Source organism: Promicromonospora sp. MEB111 (assembly GCF_030209445.1).
GTDB lineage: Bacteria > Actinomycetota > Actinomycetes > Actinomycetales > Cellulomonadaceae > Promicromonospora.
This window is the reverse complement of record NZ_JARVSD010000010.1, coordinates 19,359-35,906: the sequence shown is the minus strand read 5'-3', so window position 1 is coordinate 35,906 and position 16,548 is coordinate 19,359. Positions and strand designations below refer to the sequence as shown.

Below are 16,548 nucleotides of genomic sequence, written 5' to 3'. Positions count from 1 at the left end.
CCGCGTGCCTACGCCGTCGGCGGGTCGCCCCGCAGCCGCACGGCCAGCCCGCTCGCCCGCCGTGCCCGCCGCGTCACCGCCGCCCGCACCGCCTCCGGCGTGCCGACCACCCGAACCCGACGGCGCGCCCGGGTCACCGCGGTGTAGAACAGCTCGCGCGTGAGCAGCGGCGACGTCTCGTCCGGCAGCAGCACCGTCACGGTCTCGGCCTGGCTGCCCTGACTCTTGTGCACCGTCATGGCGTGCAGCGTCTCGACGTCCCCGAGCCGGGAGACGGCGAACGACGCGCCGCCGGCGAGGTGGGCGCGCAGGTTCTCGCCGTCGGCGACCACCACCCCGGTGTCGCCGTTGAACAGGCCCAGGCCGTAGTCGTTCGCGGTGATCAGCACCGGCCGGCCCGCGTACCACTCGGCGCCCACCGCGGCGCCGAGGTAGGCGCCGGAGGCCTCGCCGAGCCGGCGCTCGACCAGCCGGTTCCAGTGCGCCGCGCCCCACGGGCCCTCCCGGTGGGCGCACAGCAGCCGGTGCCGCTCGGCCAGCTCGACCGCCCCGGCGGCGTCCCCGGCCAGCGCCAGGCCCCGCACGTCGAGCGCGTGCCGGGTCAGCTCGTCCTGGACGCCGGCCAGCGCCACCGTGTCGTCGGGGTGCACGAGCTCCACGACGCCGTCGCCCGCCGTCAGCGCCGCGAGCACCGCCTCCGGGTCACCGTCCTGGATCGCGGCGGCCAGTCGCGTGATCGCCGAGCTCTCCGACCGGTGGTCGGTGAGCAGGGCCGTCACGACGCCGTCGTCGTGCTCCCCGAGCCCGGCCACCAGGTCGGCGAGCACGGCACCGGCCTCGACGGACGCGAGCTGGTCGGGGTCGCCCACGAGCACGAGCCGCGCGTCGGGGCGCACGGCCTCCAGCAGCCGAGCCATGAGCGTGAGCGAGACCATGGACGTCTCGTCGACCACCACGACGTCGTGCGGCAGGCGGTTGGCGCGGTCGTGCCGGAACCGGGTGGTCGAGCCGGGCCGCCACCCCAGCAGCCGGTGCAGGGTGCCCGCCTGGAGGCCGTCGAGCCGGCGCCGGTCGCCGGCGGTGAACCCGGGCCGCCCGGCCCCCGCACGCGCACCGGCCTTCGGCGGGGCGCCGAGCGCCTCGGCCACCGCCTCCTGCATCCGTGCGGCCGCCTTGCCGGTCGGGGCGGCGAGCGCGATGCGCGGGCGACGTCCGCCGGCGTGCTCGGCCTGCTCCGCCAGCAGGGCGAGCAGGCCGGCGACCGTCGTCGTCTTGCCGCGGCCCGGGCCGCCGGTGAGCACGGTGGTCAGGCGACGCGCGGTGGACAGCGCCGCGGCGCGCTGCTCGGCGTACGCGTCGCCGGGGAACAGCCGCGCCGCGCTGTCCTCCAGGAGGGCGTCGTCGACGGCGGGCGCGGGCGCCACCAGCCGGGCGGCGAGGTCGTCGCGCACCTGCCGCTCCTCGCGCCAGTAGCGGTCGAGGTAGAGCAGGCCGAGGTCGGCCCGGACCACCGAACGCTCGGCCAGCGGGCTCGCGGCCACCCGGTCGAGCCAGCCGTCGGCCGCGGGCCAGGGCAGCGTCACCTCGTCGGGACCGTCGCCGAACCCGCCCAGGTCCACGCACACCGAGCCCTGCCGTACCGCGCGCACCGCGAGCGCGACGGCGAGCCGCACGGCCTCGTCGTCCTCGCCGACGACGTCGGCCGTGCGGCGCGCGACGTGCACGTCGGCGGCGGTGAGCACACCGGCGTCGTTGAAGGTGCGCAGCAGCCCGGTCGCGCCGAGCGCCCGGCGGGCGTCGTGGGGGTCGTCGCTGGTCCAGCGCTCGATCGCGGGCGTCATGCGGCCTCCGGGCCCGCGACGCCGGCGAGCAGGTCCGACAGCCCGACCAGCAGCGCCGGCGGCGGCTGCCACGAGAACACGCCCGCGGGGCTGCCGACCGCGCCAGGAGCGCCGCCCGCGTCCGGGGTGTCCGGCCCGGCCATGCCGCGCACGAAGAGGTAGAGCACCCCGCCCAGGTGGGTGCCGGGGTCGTAGCCGGGCAGCCGCCAGCGCAGGTAGCGGTGCAGCACCGCGCCGTACAGCAGGGCCTGCAGCGGGTAGTGCGAGTGCAGCATGGCCTCGGCCATGCGGTCCCGCGAGTAGTCGGCGACGGCGGGGCCGAGAAAGTTCGTCTTGTAGTCGACGACGACGAACCGGCCGGTCGGCAGCCGCAGGACGACGTCGATCGAGCCGGTGAGGTAGCCGCGCAGCGTCTGGTCCCCCAGGGCGGGCTGGTCGAGCCGGTCGGCGTAGGCGGCGAGCGGGTCGTGGGCGGGCAGGAGTGCGCGCAGCAGCGGCGCGAGGTCGCCCAGCCTCGGCTCGGCAGGGCCGCCGAGCCCACCACCGACGAGGTCACCCCCGTTCAGCGGCAGCTCGAACGTCAGCTCGCGGAGCCGGTCCGCCCGGCCGATCTCGCCCAGCGTCAGGCCACCGGCCAGCGGGCCGAGCGGCGTGCGGTGCAGCGGCAGGAGCCCGTCGGCGAGCGCCACCGGGTCGGCCTGCACGGGCCACCAGCGCAGCTGTTCGGTGACGTGTTCCAGCAGCTCGGCGCGCAGGTCGGCCGCGAACGGGTCGATGTGCTCCAGCACTGCGTGCACCAGGGACCCGAAGGCGGCGCCCGTGGGCAGGTCGGCCATGGGCGACGCCGCAGCGCCGTCGGGCGCGGCCGGCTCGTCGGCGTCGGTCTCGGGAGCGTCCGGCTCGTCGTCCGTGCCGGCGGCCTCGGGTTCGCTGCCCACCCCCGCGCCGGCACCCGCACCCGCACCCGCACCCGCGACGGCCTCGCCGGCCGCGACGAGCCCGCTGTAGGAGGTGCGCCGCCATCCGGTGTCGACGGTGCGGTCGAAGGCCCGCGCCTCGTAGGGCGCGTGCCGGTCCGCGGGGACGGGGGCGGACGCCGCGGCGGGCACGGCGAGCTCGGCGGCGGGTCCGCCCAGCTCCTGGAGCAGCCCCAGCACCCGCGTGGCGTAGGTGTCGTCCTTGACCGGCTGCGTGGCCGGCACCTGCCGGGTGCCGGGGGTGCGGCCGAACAGGAGGCGGTGCAGCCCGCTGGTCGGGGTGCTCGACGTCGGCGCCCACCACGCCACGACCTGCGACTGCGCGCGGGTCAGGGCCACGTAGAGCTTGCGGAGCTCCTCGCCGTCCTCCTCGGCGCGGTGCGCGGCGCAGTGGGCGTCCCACGGCGCGCCGGAGCCGGAGACGTCGATCGTGCGCGCGCCGCGCTCGTCGTGGTAGAGCGCGATCTCGACCGGGCGCGCGTAGTTGTCGTAGCCGAACGGCAGGTAGACCACCGGGTACTGCAGGCCCTTGCTGCCGTGCACGGTGACGATCTGCACGGCCGCGGCGTCCGAGTCCAGGCGGCGGGGCCGCTCGGCCGTGCCCGTGCGGCGCCGCTCGCCGCGGAACCAGGCCAGCAGGGCGGTCAGGCCGAGCGACTCGGCGGCGCTCACCTCGTGCAGGAGCTGCCCCAGGTGGCGGACGTCGGTCAGCAGCCGTTCGCCCTCGGCCCGGGCCAGCACCCGGCTGCTCAGCCCGCGCTCCTCGGCGGCCTCCAGCAGGGCGGCCACGCCCCGGTGGCGGAGCAGGAGCGCCCAGCCGCGCAGGGTGTCGGCGTCTCGGGCGGTCAGGGCCTCACCACCCGCGTCACCGCCCGCGTCACCGCCCGCGACGAGGTCGGCAGCCGTGCGGCCGAGGAACGGTGTGAGGGCGGCGGCCCGCACCAGGCCCGAGCGGTGCGGGGACTCCAGCGCCTCCAGCAGCGTCAGCCACTCGTCGGCGGCCGGTGTCTCGAACACGTCGCCGCCGGGCATGACCGCCGCCACACCACGCGCGGCGAGCGCGTCCTGCACGAGCCGGCCGTGCGTCCGCGCCGAGACCAGGACGGCGACGTCGCCGGGCACCAGGGGGCGCCCGTCCCATGTCGCGCCCGAGGCGAGCAGGCCGGCGACGTCCGCGGCAAGGTCCGTCGCGACGTGCTCGCGTGCCGGGGCGGCCTTGACGAGCCCCTTGTACTGGGGCAGCCCGTCGCGCAGCACCTGCCGCAGCCGGAACGGCGCCGGGTGCGGCGCACCGGCCAGACGGCTGCCCCCGCCCTCCGCCGTGACCGGGTGCACCACGATCTCGTCGTGGCCGAGCGCCGCGTTGCCCAGCAGCACCCCCAGGGTGTCGACCAGCGGCGCGTCCGAGCGCCAGTTGCTGCCCAGCGTCGCGCGCGTGGTCGCGCCCCGGGCGGCATCGAGGTAGGCGACGACGTCGCCGCCGCGGAAGGCGTAGATGGCCTGCTTGGGATCGCCGACCAGCACCATGGCCTGCGTCCGCGCCGCAGGTGCCGCCGGCTGCGCCCCCGGCTGCCCGGTACCGAACGCCCGCTCCAGCACCTGCCACTGCACGGGGTCGGTGTCCTGGAACTCGTCGACCAGCACCACCTTCCAGCGTTCGCGCATGCGTGCGCCGACGGCGGCGCCGCCGTCGGCCGCTGCCGGGTCCAGGGCGTCCGCGAGCCGGCCGAGCAGGTCGTCGTAGGACAGGATGCCGAGCCGCCGCTTGCGCCGCTCCATCTCCGCGCGCACCGCGCGGGCGAAGGAGACGCGCGCCGAGCCGACGGCGTCGTCGGGGTCCGCGTCGGCGAGCGCGGCGCGCGGGTCCTCGACGGCTGCCGTGGCGACCTTGAGGGCGCAGGCCCGGTCGAACGGTGGTGGCTCGGGGTCGCTGCCGTACCGGCGCAGGTAGAGGTCGTCGACCACCTCGACGGTGAGCTCGGTCAGGGACTCGACCAGCTCGGCGCCGGGCTCGGTGTCCCCGGCGACGCCGAGCGAGCGCAGCACAAGCTGGCAGAACTGGTGGATCGTGGCGATGGTGGCGTGGTCGAACGCGGCCAGGGCGTCGGCCAGCCGCCGGTGCCGGAGGGCCCGCTCGGCGCCGTCGACGTCGAGCAGCGCCGTGAGGACGGCGTCCACCGGGCCGGTGTCGCGGCCCGCCAGGGCGGCGGCGAAGGTGCGCTCGGCGCGCAGCAGGGCGCCGCGCACGCGGTCGCGCAGCTCCTGGGTCGCGGCGCGGCCGAAGGTCACCACGAGCATCTGGTCGAGCGGCACGACGCCCTCGGCGACGTAGCGGGTCACGAGCGCGCCGATCGCGAAGGTCTTGCCGGTGCCCGCGCTGGCCTCCAGCAGCGCCGTGTCCCGCGGCAGCGGCCCGGCCAGGTCGAAGACGCCGTCGAAGCCGTCCATCACTCGCTGAACCTCTCGCTCTCCAGCAGCGGGCTCCAGACGCGCATCGCCAGCGCGCCGAAGCGGGTGGTCTCCCCCGGCTGCTCCTCGCCGGAGCGCGGTTCCTCGTCGGTCCCGGGCAGCGGGGCACCGAGGCCATGGACGCGGACGTGCTCGGGTTCGGCGCCCTCGCCGTCGAGGCGCCCGCCCGGCCCTCGCTGCCCGGTCCAGGTCTGCCCGGCCCGGAACCACGCCTCGGCGGGGTCGGCGCGGCTGCGGCGTGCCTCGGCGTAGAGCGCCGACGCCTTGACCGGCAGGGGCAGCGGCTCGGTGAGCCCGCGGTCGCGCAGCGCGACGAGGTCACGCAGCAGGTCCACGGCCGTATGGTCCAGCGGCCCCAGCCGGGATCCCTGCCACGTCTGGCGCGAGCGCGGGTTGGTCGGCCGGCCGAGCGTGTAGCCGACCCAGGGCCGGTCGTCGTCGGACGCCGCGAGCGCCAGCAGCCGGATCCAGGTCTGCAGGCGCTGCCTACCGCCGAGCCGGGCGTACGACACCGCGACCAGGCGGTCGCCGTGCACACCGGGCACGGAGCCGCGCAGGCTGCGCCCGTCGCGCAGGTCGACGTCGACGTCCACGACGCGTGCGGGGCTCGCCCGCAGCCCCGAGGCGGCGTCGGCGAGCGGGCCCACCTCCTCGGCGACGCGGACCAGGGGGCGCCAACCGAGGCGGCCGGGCGGGAGCTGGCCGCGGCGCCACTCCTTCTGGACGGCGTCCTCCGGCGTCGTGCCGTGCAGCACGTCGCGCAGCACCCGCTCCCCCACGGCCCAGCGGCCCAGGCCGTCGAGCTCGACGGGCAGGCCGTCGTCGAGCGGTTCCTCGTCCCAGGAGCGGCCGACGTCGAGGCGCTGGACGAGGAACCCGCCCGCGGGCGAGCGGTAGTACGCGAGCAGGTCGTCGAGGGCGACGACGCCGTCGCCCGACCCGGTGAGCGCCGCCGGTGCGAGCGGCGCGGCGAGGAACGGCCCGGCCGGGGTGCGCGGACCGGCCGCGGCCCGGGCCCCCGCCAGGGCCGCGCGGTCGAAGGTGAAGGCGGTGCCGGGCACGAGGGCGCCGGGTTCGACGGTGCGCCGGTCGAACGGCTGCAGCGGGTGGCGCACGGTCACGGCTCGGGACACCGGGCGCCCGTCGGGCGTCCGGGCCGTCTCGTCGAGGGCGTCGAGCAGCTCGCCCAGCGGCACCGCGGGCGGCCGTTCCTGCCCCGAGTACTCGTCGGCGCCGCTGTAGGTCACCACGAGGGTCCCGGTCGCGGCGAGGATCGCGTCGAGGAACAGCTGCCGGTCCTCGCTGCGCGGGTCGCGCTCGCCCGTCCTCGGCTCGCGGGCCAGCACGTCGTCGCCGTCGGTGATGCCGACGCGCGGGAACACCCCGTCGTCGAGACCCAGCAGGGCGATGACGCGGTGCGGCACCGACCGCATCGGGACGAGCGTGGCCACGGTGAGCGTGCCGGTGCGGAAGTTGGAGCGGGTCGGGCGGCCGGCCACGCGGTCGGCGAGCAGCGCGCGCACGTCCGGCAGCCGCAGGGGCACCGCCGGGTCGGGTGCGTCGGCGCGCACGCGGGCCAGCTCGCGCCGCACCTGGGCGAGCTGCCACGCGTCGGCGGCCGGCACGGTGGTGAGCGCCGCGACGCCGTCCTCGAGCGTGGTCAGCCAGTGCTCCAGCGGATGCCCGCCCACGAGCGCGTCGGTGACGTCCCGGAGCCGCTCCACGAGCTCGGTCAGGCGGCCGACGAGCTCGACCTGCCCGCTGCCGACGTCGTCCAGCGGCAGGACGCGCTCGAGCCAGGTGCCCGTGTCGTCCGACATCGCTACCCCGGTCAGCAGCCGGTCCAGGCCCTCCTGCCAGGTGCCGGACCCGTAGTCGGCCAGGCCGAGGTCGGCGCGGTGCGCGGCGTCGAACCCCCACCGCACACCGGTCTCGCGCGCCCAGCGGGCGAGCTGTTCCAGGTCGTCGTCGCGGAACCCGAAGCGGCGGCGCACGGGATCGGCGTGGGCCAGGTCCACGACGTCGCCGACGCCCGCCCGGCCGCCGGCGAGGTCCAGGAGACGGACCCCGATCGCGAGCAGCGGGTTGGTCCGGTCCAGCGCCCGGTCGGCGAGCCGTACCCGCAGGCCGTGCGCGGGGTGGCCGTGCGGCCCGACGACGTCGGCCAGGCCGAAGGCGGCGGTGACCAGGGGCGCGTAGGTCTCGATGTCGGGGCACATGACGAGCACGTCGCGCGGCTCGAGCGCCGGGTCGTCGGCCAGCAGGCCGAGCAGCACGTCGCGCAGCACCTCGACCTGCCGGGCCGGGCCGTGGCAGGCGTGCACCTGGACCGACCGGTCGGCGGGGTCCAGGAGCCGTGCGCCGGCGTCGCCCACGGCGTCGGCGCGCAGGTCGTGCTGCAGCATCCGCAGCAGGGTCGACGGCGGTTCCTCGTCGCCGGCGGTGCCGCCGTCGTCGTCCGCCGCGGCGACGGGTTCGTCGCGCAGCTCGATCGCGGACAGCGTGCGCTGCAGCTCGCGCGTGTCGCGGCCGAGCGTGGCCAGGAGCCGATGTCCGGCGCGCTCGTGGGAACGGTCCCGCGCCCGGTCGACGGGGCCGCCGAGGTCCTCGAGCACCGACCAGAGGGGCGCGGAGGGGTGCGGCAGCCACAGGTGCACGTCGCGGTGGGCGCCGAGCGCGCCGACCAGGTCCACCTCGCTCGCGGCCAGGCGGGTGTGGCCGAACAGGGACAGGCGCGGGGGCAGGTCGAAGGCCCCGGGTGCGGCGCGCAGCCGTTCGACGACGGCGGCGTGCCGCGCGTGCGGCGGTTCGGCGTCGACCCGCTCGGCCAGGGCGCGCCACAGCGGCGGCTGCCACGCGAGGTCGGCCGGGACCGCGCGCCCGCACCCGTCGGTGTCGCGGCCCGCGGCCCAGTCCGCGACCAGCGCCGGGCGCTGGGCGGCGTAACCCGCGAGGAGCCGCGCGAGCCGGCGGGCGACGGACAGCCGGCGGCCGCGCCGCAGGTCACCCTCCTCGCCCGGTATCCCGTGCCCGAGGTGCTGGGCGAGCAGCGCGGCCCACGGCTCGTCGAGGCTCGCGTCGATCGCCGCCAGCAGCGGCCAGGTCAGCGCGTCCGGCGCCCACGGGTCGTCGTCGCGCGTGCCCGTGACCTCGGCGAACAGCGAGCCCGGCGACCGCAGGTCCACGCCCGCGCACACACCGTCGTCCTGCCCGCGGGCGGCGCCGAGCCGGTGGCTGAGGCGCTGCGCGAGCCATCGCTCGACGCCGCGGGCGGGCACCACGACGACCTCGGTCGCGAACGGGTCCTCCAGGGGCGTGGCCAGCAGGTCCCCCAGTGCCTCCGCGAGCAGGTCGGTGCGCGGAGCACGATGAAGGACGACCGCCATCACGCCAACGTATCTCTCCCGGTCGGCTTTGGGGCGCATCGAGCGTTGCGGCGGGTCCGCCGGCCCCGCCTGGCGCTAGCGAAGCCCGATGATCCGTTCGACGCGGTCGAAGTTGGCGGTCGACCGGGGGTCGCCGACGTCGCCCGCGGGATTGGTGTCCAGCGGAACGACCTGCCCGTCGCGCCGCAACCCCCAGGCCACCAACGGCGCGCGCATCTCGGTCTTTCCGTCCTTGTACACGGCCACCCATCCGTCGGCGGGGATGAGCTGCACGATCTGCTGGTCAAAGGTGTTCTCGCCCGGCGTCTCCGTCATGGTGGGCACGCTATCGGACCGGCCGGCCGACCCGGCGCCCGGCACGTGGCACGTGGCCTGCGGGCTACCGGCCGTCCAGGCGCTCGACCACCGTGTCGAGGGTCGGCCAGGGAGCACCCTCGCGCAGCACGCGCAGCAGCTCCTCCCCGAACAGCCTCCCCCGCGGGAACTGGTCGTCGACGTCCCACCGCCAGGCGGCGACCATCGCGAGGAGGAGCTGCCGGCACTCGTCCAGCAGCTCCCGGTCGACGCCCGGGTAGTGCTCGCAGACCGCCTCGGGAACGTGGGCGAGGTCGAACTCGACGGGTCCGCGGCAGCACGTCTCGAGATCGACGAACAACGCGCCGCTCGTCGTGCTGAGCACGTTGCCCGGGTGCGGCTCGCCGTGGAGCAGCTGCTCCACGGCGCCGCGCTCCTCGATCGCCCGCCGCAGGTCCGCGAGCCTGCCGCCGAGGAACACGCGGTCCGCGTCGGCGAGCTCCGGCGAGCGGTCCGGGTCGGCGACGATCACCTCCGCCTCCGTGACCCGGTCCGTGAACCGCGGGCTCGGCACGTCGACCGCACGCATGCCGGCATGCAGCTCCTCCAGCGCTTTGGCGACATCGGCCGGTGATGCGCCGGGTGTCACGGGCTCGTAGTAGGTCCACAACGTCACGGCGAAGCCGTCGCGTACGTGCACCCGCGGGTCCACCCGGGGCTCCAACCGGCCCACCGGTGATCCGACCTCGGCGAGCCGCTGAGCGAGGTCGACCTCGAACTGCGCGACCTCCTGCCCCACCGGGGCGACCCGGGCGAACACGTCGCACGGCGTCAGCCGCAGCGCGAGCTTGTTCGAGTCGTGCAGCACGACGGCGTCGTCGGCCGGGAGGTCGAGCGATGCGGCGAGGGAGGTCGCAGCCGCGATCGCACGCGTGACGTCGGTGATCTCCACCGTCGCATCCTGGCACGGGCGGGCAAGGGCAATTCAGACCGCTGGCGGATCACGTCGTACGGGACCGCGCCGAGCCGGCGACGTCGGGCGGCTACCGCTTCTCGTCGTCGCCGGCCGTCTCGTCCTCGGACGCCGTGGTGCCCCGCATCATCGCGAACACCGGGAAGAACGCCACGCCGAGCGCGATGCCGATCGCGAGGTTGTCCAGCGCGATACCGAGCGTCAGCCCGATGCACAGGCCGACGGCGACGCCGGCGCCCCAGTTCCAGCCGGCGGTCGAGGTCGAGCCCGTGTCGTCCCCACCCTGGTCGTCCGGTCCGGTGTGTGCCATGCCCCCAACGTAAGCAGGTACCGGCACGCGAGTCCTCCCCCCGGAGGCTGATCTTGCGCCGGACCAGGGGTGGACGCGGACGGGCGCTCCCCGCCGCTGAGGCATGCTGTACCCATGCCGAAGACCCTGCCCACCGGACCCACCGTGATCACCGACGACAGCGAGGTGCGCTTCGTCGCCGGGGCCGACCAGTTCGCACTCAAGCTCAAGGACGGGCACCTGCACGTGCGCGCGATCGACACCGACGGCGGCGAGGCGCAGGTCGTCGTCATCCCGACGTCGCGCAACACGCTCAACCTGGAGATCAAGCGCTCGGGCGCCCACGGGCCGGTGCCCGTGGAGGGGCCGACGCTGCGCTGAGCGTCCCCACCCGGGCGTCCCCACCCGGCGGGACGAACCGGTCGATGACCGGAACATCCGGCTACATCGAAATCGTTACGACACACGCACGTCACACCAACGGCTCCCAGGCCTGTCAGCGTCTGCAGCGACTGTTCCACCCCTCCGTACCGCTGCGGAACCACTGGGAGATCGTTGTGAGAGCAAGAAGACTGGTCGTCGCGGCCACCGCCGCCGCACTCGTCGTGGGCGCCCTGCCCACGGCGGCAGCCGAAGGCTCCGCGCCGCCGGCCGCGGCCGCCACGCCGGAGGCCCCGCCCTCGGTCCCGGACACCGACGTCGTCCTCGTCACCGGTGACCGGGTCACCACCAGCACCGCCGGTGACGGGACACCGACCGTCGGGTTCGAGGCCGCGCCCCGGCCCGACGGGCGCCCGGTCAGCTACGCCGCCTTCGGCGACGCGGCGGGTCACTACTTCGTCGTCCCGTCGGACGTCGCCGACCTGGTGCCGGCGAGGCTGGACCTCCGACTCTTCGACGTCACCGCCCTCGAGGCGGCGCAGGACGCGGACGCGGGCGAGGACACCGGCCTGCCGGTGATCGTGCAGACCACCACCGCCCGCGCGGCCCGGTCGGCGGAGCCGACCTGGCGGACGCTCGACCTCGACGTCGACCGGACCCTGGAGTCGATCGACGCGGTCGCGGGCGACGTCCCGGCGGACGGCGCCCGCGGGCTCGTGGACGCCGTCGAGGACGGCGGAACCGTGAGCAAGGTGTGGCTGGACGCCCCGCTCGAGGTGTCCGACGCCGACTCCACGCCCCAGATCGGTGCGACCGACACCTGGGACCTCGGCATCGACGGCACCGGCGTGACGGTCGCGGTCCTCGATTCCGGGATCGACACCACCCACCCCGACCTGGACCAGGGCATCGTGGCCCTCGAACGGGACTTCACCGGCTCGGGCAGCACGCACGACGCCCTCGGCCACGGCACGCACGTCGCCTCGATCATCGCGGGCAGCGGCGAGGCGTCCGACGGCGAGAACCGCGGCGTCGCGCCCGGCGCCCGGCTGCTGAACGGCCGTGTCCTGAACGACGCGGGCGAGGGCGACGAGTCCTGGGCCATCGACGCCATGGAGTGGGCGGCCTCGAACGACGCGGACGTCATCAACATGAGCCTGGGCGTGCGGGGCGGGTACACCGACGGCACCGACCCCGCGGCCCTCGCCGTCGACTCGATCTCGGAGCGCTACGACACCCTCGTCACCATCGCGGCGGGCAACGAGGGCAACTGGGGCACCCCGTTCACGGTCACCACGCCCGGCACCGCGGACAGCGCCCTGACGGTCGGCGCGGTGACGGACTCCGACGACATCGCGTACTTCTCCTCGATGGGACCGCGGTCCGGCGACTACGCGATCAAGCCCGACATCGCGGCTCCCGGCGACGGGATCGTCGCCGCCCGCGCCGCCGGGACGACCCCCGACGTGCCGGTCGGCGACCACTACGCCGCCATGTCCGGCACGTCGATGGCCACCCCGCACGTGGCCGGAGCGGCCGCACTCCTCAAGCAGGCACGGCCGGAGCTGGACGGCGAGGCCCTGAAGTCGGTGCTCATGGGCTCGGCCCAGCCCGCGGGGAACTCGGTGTTCGCCGAGGGCGCGGGCCGTGCCTGGGTGCCCGGGGCGATCGGCGAGGCGGTCTACGCGACGCCGGCCTCGCTCTCGTTCGGGCTGTTCGACTCGCCGCGCGCCGACCAGACGCCGCGCACGCAGACCGTCACGTACACGAACGACTCCGACACCGCCGTCGACGTGGACCTCACCCTCTCGGTCAACGCGGGCGACGGCGTGCCCGTCCCCGCGGGCGTGGCGTCCCTGTCCACGGACACCCTGACGATCCCCGCCCACGGCTCCGCGTCCGCGGACGTGACCATCGACCCACGCTCCGACGAGCCCGACATCTTCGCCGGGGTCCTCCGCGCGACCGGGGCCGGGTTCCCCGCCGTGCGGACCGTGCTGGCGTTCCAGATCGACCCGGACATGTACACGCTGCGCATCGAGGCGAGCCGCCTCGGCGGCCGGCCGGCCGACAACCCGGACGCGGGCTGGGTCCACGGCATCGACGACCCCGACGTGAACCAGTGGTTCCAGTTCACCGACGGCGTCGCCGAGGTGAGCCTGCCCGCCGGCCGCTACGCGGTCCAGGGTCAGCTGTTCGACGCGGTGTCGCCGGCGGCGGCCTACTTCGACGGCGTCGTCAACTTCACGCGCGACGTCGACCTGACGGCCGCTGACACCACGCTCACGCTGGACGGCAGCCGGGCCGTGCCGGTACGCATGGAGACGCCGAAGAAGGTGGCACCGCGCGCCCTGGCCTCGGAGCTGGTCCGCGACCTGCCGGGCCGGAGCGGCCCGGTGATCACGAGCACCTCGTTCAGCACCGGCGACTACACCGGCGGCATGGATCTGGCCGCGTACATGCTGCGCGACGGCGGCCCGCTCGTGGGCGAGACCACGGTGACGTCGCGGTACCTGCTGGACCAGCCGTTGCTCGACGTCGCCGCCGTGGGCGGCGGCAGGACGCTCGACGTGTCACGGGAGCTGGGCCACGCGGTCCGGTCCCCGCGGTACGCGGGCCGGATGTCGGCGCGGCTCGTCGACGCCGGGACGGGTACCCCCGAGGAGCTGGCCGCCGTGCCCGCGGACGGCGCCGTCGTGCTGGTCGAGGACACCGGCGACCTCACGCTGAACCCGCAGTCGCAGGCCGCGGCGGACGCGGGCGCCGTGGCGGTGATCGTGTACGGGTCCACCCCGGGCCCGTTCTACCACCAGGTCGACAACCGGACGATCAACACCATGAGCGACCAGGCCGTGCCGACGCTGACGCTGAAGCGCGACCTCGGCCGCAAGCTCGTCGAGGCCGCCCACCGGGGCGCGACGCTGCGGGGCACGGGCCGCGCGACGCCGTCCTACCAGTACGCGCTCGGCTACAGCGAGCAGGGGCGGACGATCCCCCGCTCGCTCACCTACCGGCCCTCGGCCAAGGACCTCGCGGCGGTCGAGACCGAGCTGCGGTCGTTCAAGCCGTTCGCGCCCGGGCTCCGGAACGCCGAGCGGCTCACCCTCACGAGCGGCAGCACGATGAGCGGCTGGCAGCAGTCGTGGACCAGCGGCGCGGTGAGCGGGCGCACGGTGTACTACTCGACCCAGCCCGGCGTACGGTTCCAGCGCGGCTCCACCGCCGCCCAGGGCCTGAACGCCTGGCCGGCGTGGATCGACGGTGCGGCGGTGACCTACGAGCCCGGGCGGCAGCCGAAGGAGACCTACAACGCCCAGGTCCACCACGGCGGGTTCTGGGAGTCCCCGGCCGCCCCGCAGGACGCCGCGGTCTACCGCGACGGCAGCACCCTCGGGATCGACCTGCCCTACCGGGTCGACGGCGAGGGCCACGCCCAGGAGTGGGGCCCGGACGAGGCCTCCACGGGCCGGTTCCGGGTCTGGCAGGGCGACCGCCTGCTGACGGATGACACCAACGGCACGTACGCGACGCAGGACGTCGGCACCGGCAAGGAGCGGTTCCGCCTGCGGCTGGAGACACACCGCGACACGCCCTGGTGGCCGCTGTCGACGGACGTGACGACCGAGTGGGGCTTCGTCTCGGGCAGCAGCAAGGCCCCGGAGGTGCTCCCGCTGCTCCAGCTCGACTACGGCGTGCAGGGCCTGGACGCGTACAACACGACGAGCCGGCGCTCCACGACGCTGGACCTCCAGGTCTCGCACCAGGACGGCGCCGCCGGCGCCGCACCCGTCACGAGCCTGAAGCTGTGGTCCTCCACGGACGGCGGTGCGCACTGGACGCCCGTGCGCGTGACCCGGGCGTCGGGGCACGGCCCCGGGCACGACAGGTCCGGCACGTACTCCGCCACGATCACGGCCCCGCCGGGGTCGACGACGGTCTCGCTGCGCTCCGAGGCGCGGGACGCGGCAGGGGCCACCTTCTCCGAGACGGTGATCGACGCGTTCGCGGTGAACGCCCGCCGCTGAGCGGTCCGGCACCGGCACGGCACGAAGGTCCCCGCCTCGCGGCGGGGGCCTTCGTCGTACCTCCTCCGAAAGACCAACTGGCCCCGCGATATCGGAGGGTGCCGGAGGCACGAGGACATTCCATTCGGCCAGCACCGAATGACACGCTCTACCTTCGGTCGTGACCGAACGTGATGGAAACCATTTCTCCAGGGTGACAACCTCCAGGTGTGCTCGCCGAGCACAACGACAATGGAGGAGTTGACATGAGTAAGTTGCATACGGGGGCCGCCGCATTCACAGCAGCGGCCGCGGTCCTGCTGGGGCTCTTCGTCGCGGGCCCTGCCTCGGCCCAGACGCCTGAGCGCGCGAGCGCGGTGACAGAGCTCTCCGACACGCCTGGTGACGACCGGCTCTACCAGGCTCCGCCCGCTCCGCGCGACGCCGCGGCCGCCAGGACGGGCAGCGGAATCCAGGCGGTCTCGCCGACCATCACGCCGTCGGTGTCGTTCGAGCTCGTGCGGTCGGGCGGAACGTACAGCTGCGGCAACGGCACCCTCTGCACCGCCGTGTGGGACCCGGTGCACAGCGCGTGGAAGATCTTCAAGCTGTACGCGTGCAATGTCTATCAGGTGCACAACTGGCAGCTCGACGGATGGTACGTCGACAAGCAGACCTACGGTCAGACGTCGTATTTCAAGGGCCAGAGCTATTACAACAATCTCTGGTCCCACACGTCGACCTATAACCCGTACACCGGGTCAGGCGCACCGAGTATCACCGCGAACTGGAACCCCGTGTGGATGATTCACAACTGCGGTCCGGGTTGGGACTGACGGGTCCGGCCCAGGTCCGCCGGCCGGACCACCGCCCCGGTCGCCGCCGCCGTCTGGATCGCGCACAGCAGCCGGACGGTCTCCAGCGCGTCGTCGACGCCGACGGGCACCGGTGAGGACGTCTCCAGGGCGTCGACGATCCGGGTCCACTGAGCCAGGTGTCCCGCGTGCCCGATCGCGAGCGGGTCGGCCGCACCGCTCGCGATCGCGCCCGTCCCCGGCTCCGGCACCCCCGGCACGTCCCAGCGCCGCACCTCCCCCTGCCCGAGCTCGACCGAGCCCCGGGAGCCGAACAGGGCGATCGTCGCGGGGAACCCGGGCGGTGTCGCCGTCGTCGTGGTCACCACACCGAGCGCACCCGAGGCGAACCGGAGGGTCGCCACGGTCGTGTCCTCGGCCTCGATCGCGTGCGCGAGCGTGCCGGACTGCGCCGTCACCGACTCGACCGGGCCGCACATCCAGCGCAGCAGGTCGACGTTGTGCACGCCCTGGTTCATCAGGGACCCGCCGCCCTGCGCCGCCGTGGACCGCCAGCCCGCCGCGCGGTAGTAGTCGTCGTCGCGGAACCAGTGCACGTGCGTCATCGCGAGCCGCAGCGCGCCCAGCGCGCCGTCGTCGAGGGCCTGCTTGAGCACGACGTGCTCGGCCTCCAGACGGCGCTGGGAGATCATCGAGACCGTCAGCCCGCGCTCGCGCGCCGCGTCCGCGACCCGCAGCGCGTCGCCCACGTCGAGCGCGAGCGGCTTCTCGACGACGACGTGCCGGCCGGCCTCCAGCGCCGCCAGCGCGAGCGTCGCGTGCGTGCCGCTCGGCGTACAGATCGCGACCACGTCGACGTCGGGACGGGCGATCACGTCGTGCGGTGCGAGCCGCACGGCGCCGCCCACCACATCCGCCGTCGCCCCGCCGCTGAACGCGACCAGGCGCGCCCGATCGCCGAGCTCGGCGAGCGCCAGGGCGTGCATCCGCCCGATGCCGCCCATCCCGACGATCCCCACGCCGAGGGGAACACTCCCCGACGTGTCAGACCCACAGGTCACCACGGTGAACTGTGGGTCTGACACGTCGGGCGGCGGCGCAGCCTCGTCGCCGGTCGGG

General features: G+C 75.3%; 10 protein-coding genes. 3 read left to right on the top strand and 7 right to left on the bottom strand.

The window, feature by feature from the left end; genetic code table 11:
• Positions 1 to 8 precede the first annotated feature (8 nt).
• The 6 genes from recD to QRN56_RS11965 all read right to left on the bottom strand — a co-directional run bounded on the left by recD (position 9) and on the right by QRN56_RS11965 (position 10,250).
• Positions 9 to 1,841, bottom strand: a complete 1,833-nt coding sequence (gene recD / locus QRN56_RS11990; protein WP_285103493.1) for an exodeoxyribonuclease V subunit alpha — start codon at positions 1,839 to 1,841, stop codon at positions 9 to 11.
• On the bottom strand, positions 1,838 to 5,266 hold the full coding sequence (locus QRN56_RS11985; RefSeq protein WP_285103491.1) for a UvrD-helicase domain-containing protein: 3,429 nt from the start codon (positions 5,264 to 5,266) through the stop codon (positions 1,838 to 1,840). The genes recD and QRN56_RS11985 overlap by 4 nt, the downstream gene beginning before the upstream one ends.
• Positions 5,266 to 8,673, bottom strand: coding sequence for an exodeoxyribonuclease V subunit gamma (recC, locus tag QRN56_RS11980; RefSeq protein WP_285103489.1), 3,408 nt, complete (start codon positions 8,671 to 8,673; stop codon positions 5,266 to 5,268). The genes QRN56_RS11985 and recC overlap by 1 nt, the downstream gene beginning before the upstream one ends.
• A 75-nt stretch (positions 8,674 to 8,748) precedes the next feature.
• Positions 8,749 to 8,988 (bottom strand): hypothetical protein, encoded by a 240-nt coding sequence (locus tag QRN56_RS11975; RefSeq protein ID WP_285103487.1) that lies wholly within the window; start codon positions 8,986 to 8,988, stop codon positions 8,749 to 8,751.
• Between the two features lie 64 nt (positions 8,989 to 9,052).
• Positions 9,053 to 9,919 carry a phosphotransferase gene (locus QRN56_RS11970; protein ID WP_285103485.1) on the bottom strand — a complete coding sequence of 289 codons (867 nt, stop codon included), beginning with the start codon at positions 9,917 to 9,919 and terminating at the stop codon, positions 9,053 to 9,055.
• Positions 9,920 to 10,010: 91 nt separating this feature from the next.
• Positions 10,011 to 10,250, bottom strand: coding sequence for a glycine zipper domain-containing protein (locus tag QRN56_RS11965; protein WP_285103483.1), 240 nt, complete (start codon positions 10,248 to 10,250; stop codon positions 10,011 to 10,013).
• A 114-nt stretch (positions 10,251 to 10,364) separates the two neighbouring features.
• Between QRN56_RS11965 and QRN56_RS11960 the strand changes: the two genes are divergently transcribed.
• From QRN56_RS11960 to QRN56_RS11950, 3 genes are all read left to right on the top strand, one after another.
• Entirely contained in the window at positions 10,365 to 10,610 is a 246-nt protein-coding gene (locus QRN56_RS11960; RefSeq protein WP_182617375.1) for a hypothetical protein, read from the top strand.
• A 176-nt stretch (positions 10,611 to 10,786) separates the two neighbouring features.
• Entirely contained in the window at positions 10,787 to 14,635 is a 3,849-nt protein-coding gene (locus QRN56_RS11955) for a S8 family peptidase (RefSeq protein ID WP_285103482.1), read from the top strand.
• 209 nt (positions 14,636 to 14,844) lie between these two features.
• Complete coding sequence (locus QRN56_RS11950; RefSeq protein ID WP_285103480.1) at positions 14,845 to 15,450, top strand: hypothetical protein; 606 nt, start codon at positions 14,845 to 14,847, stop codon at positions 15,448 to 15,450.
• On the opposite strand, the gene QRN56_RS11945 is transcribed toward QRN56_RS11950, so the two are convergent.
• Positions 15,423 to 16,448, bottom strand: coding sequence for a Gfo/Idh/MocA family protein (locus tag QRN56_RS11945; RefSeq protein ID WP_285103479.1), 1,026 nt, complete (start codon positions 16,446 to 16,448; stop codon positions 15,423 to 15,425). The genes QRN56_RS11950 and QRN56_RS11945 overlap by 28 nt on opposite strands.
• Positions 16,449 to 16,548 lie beyond the last annotated feature (100 nt).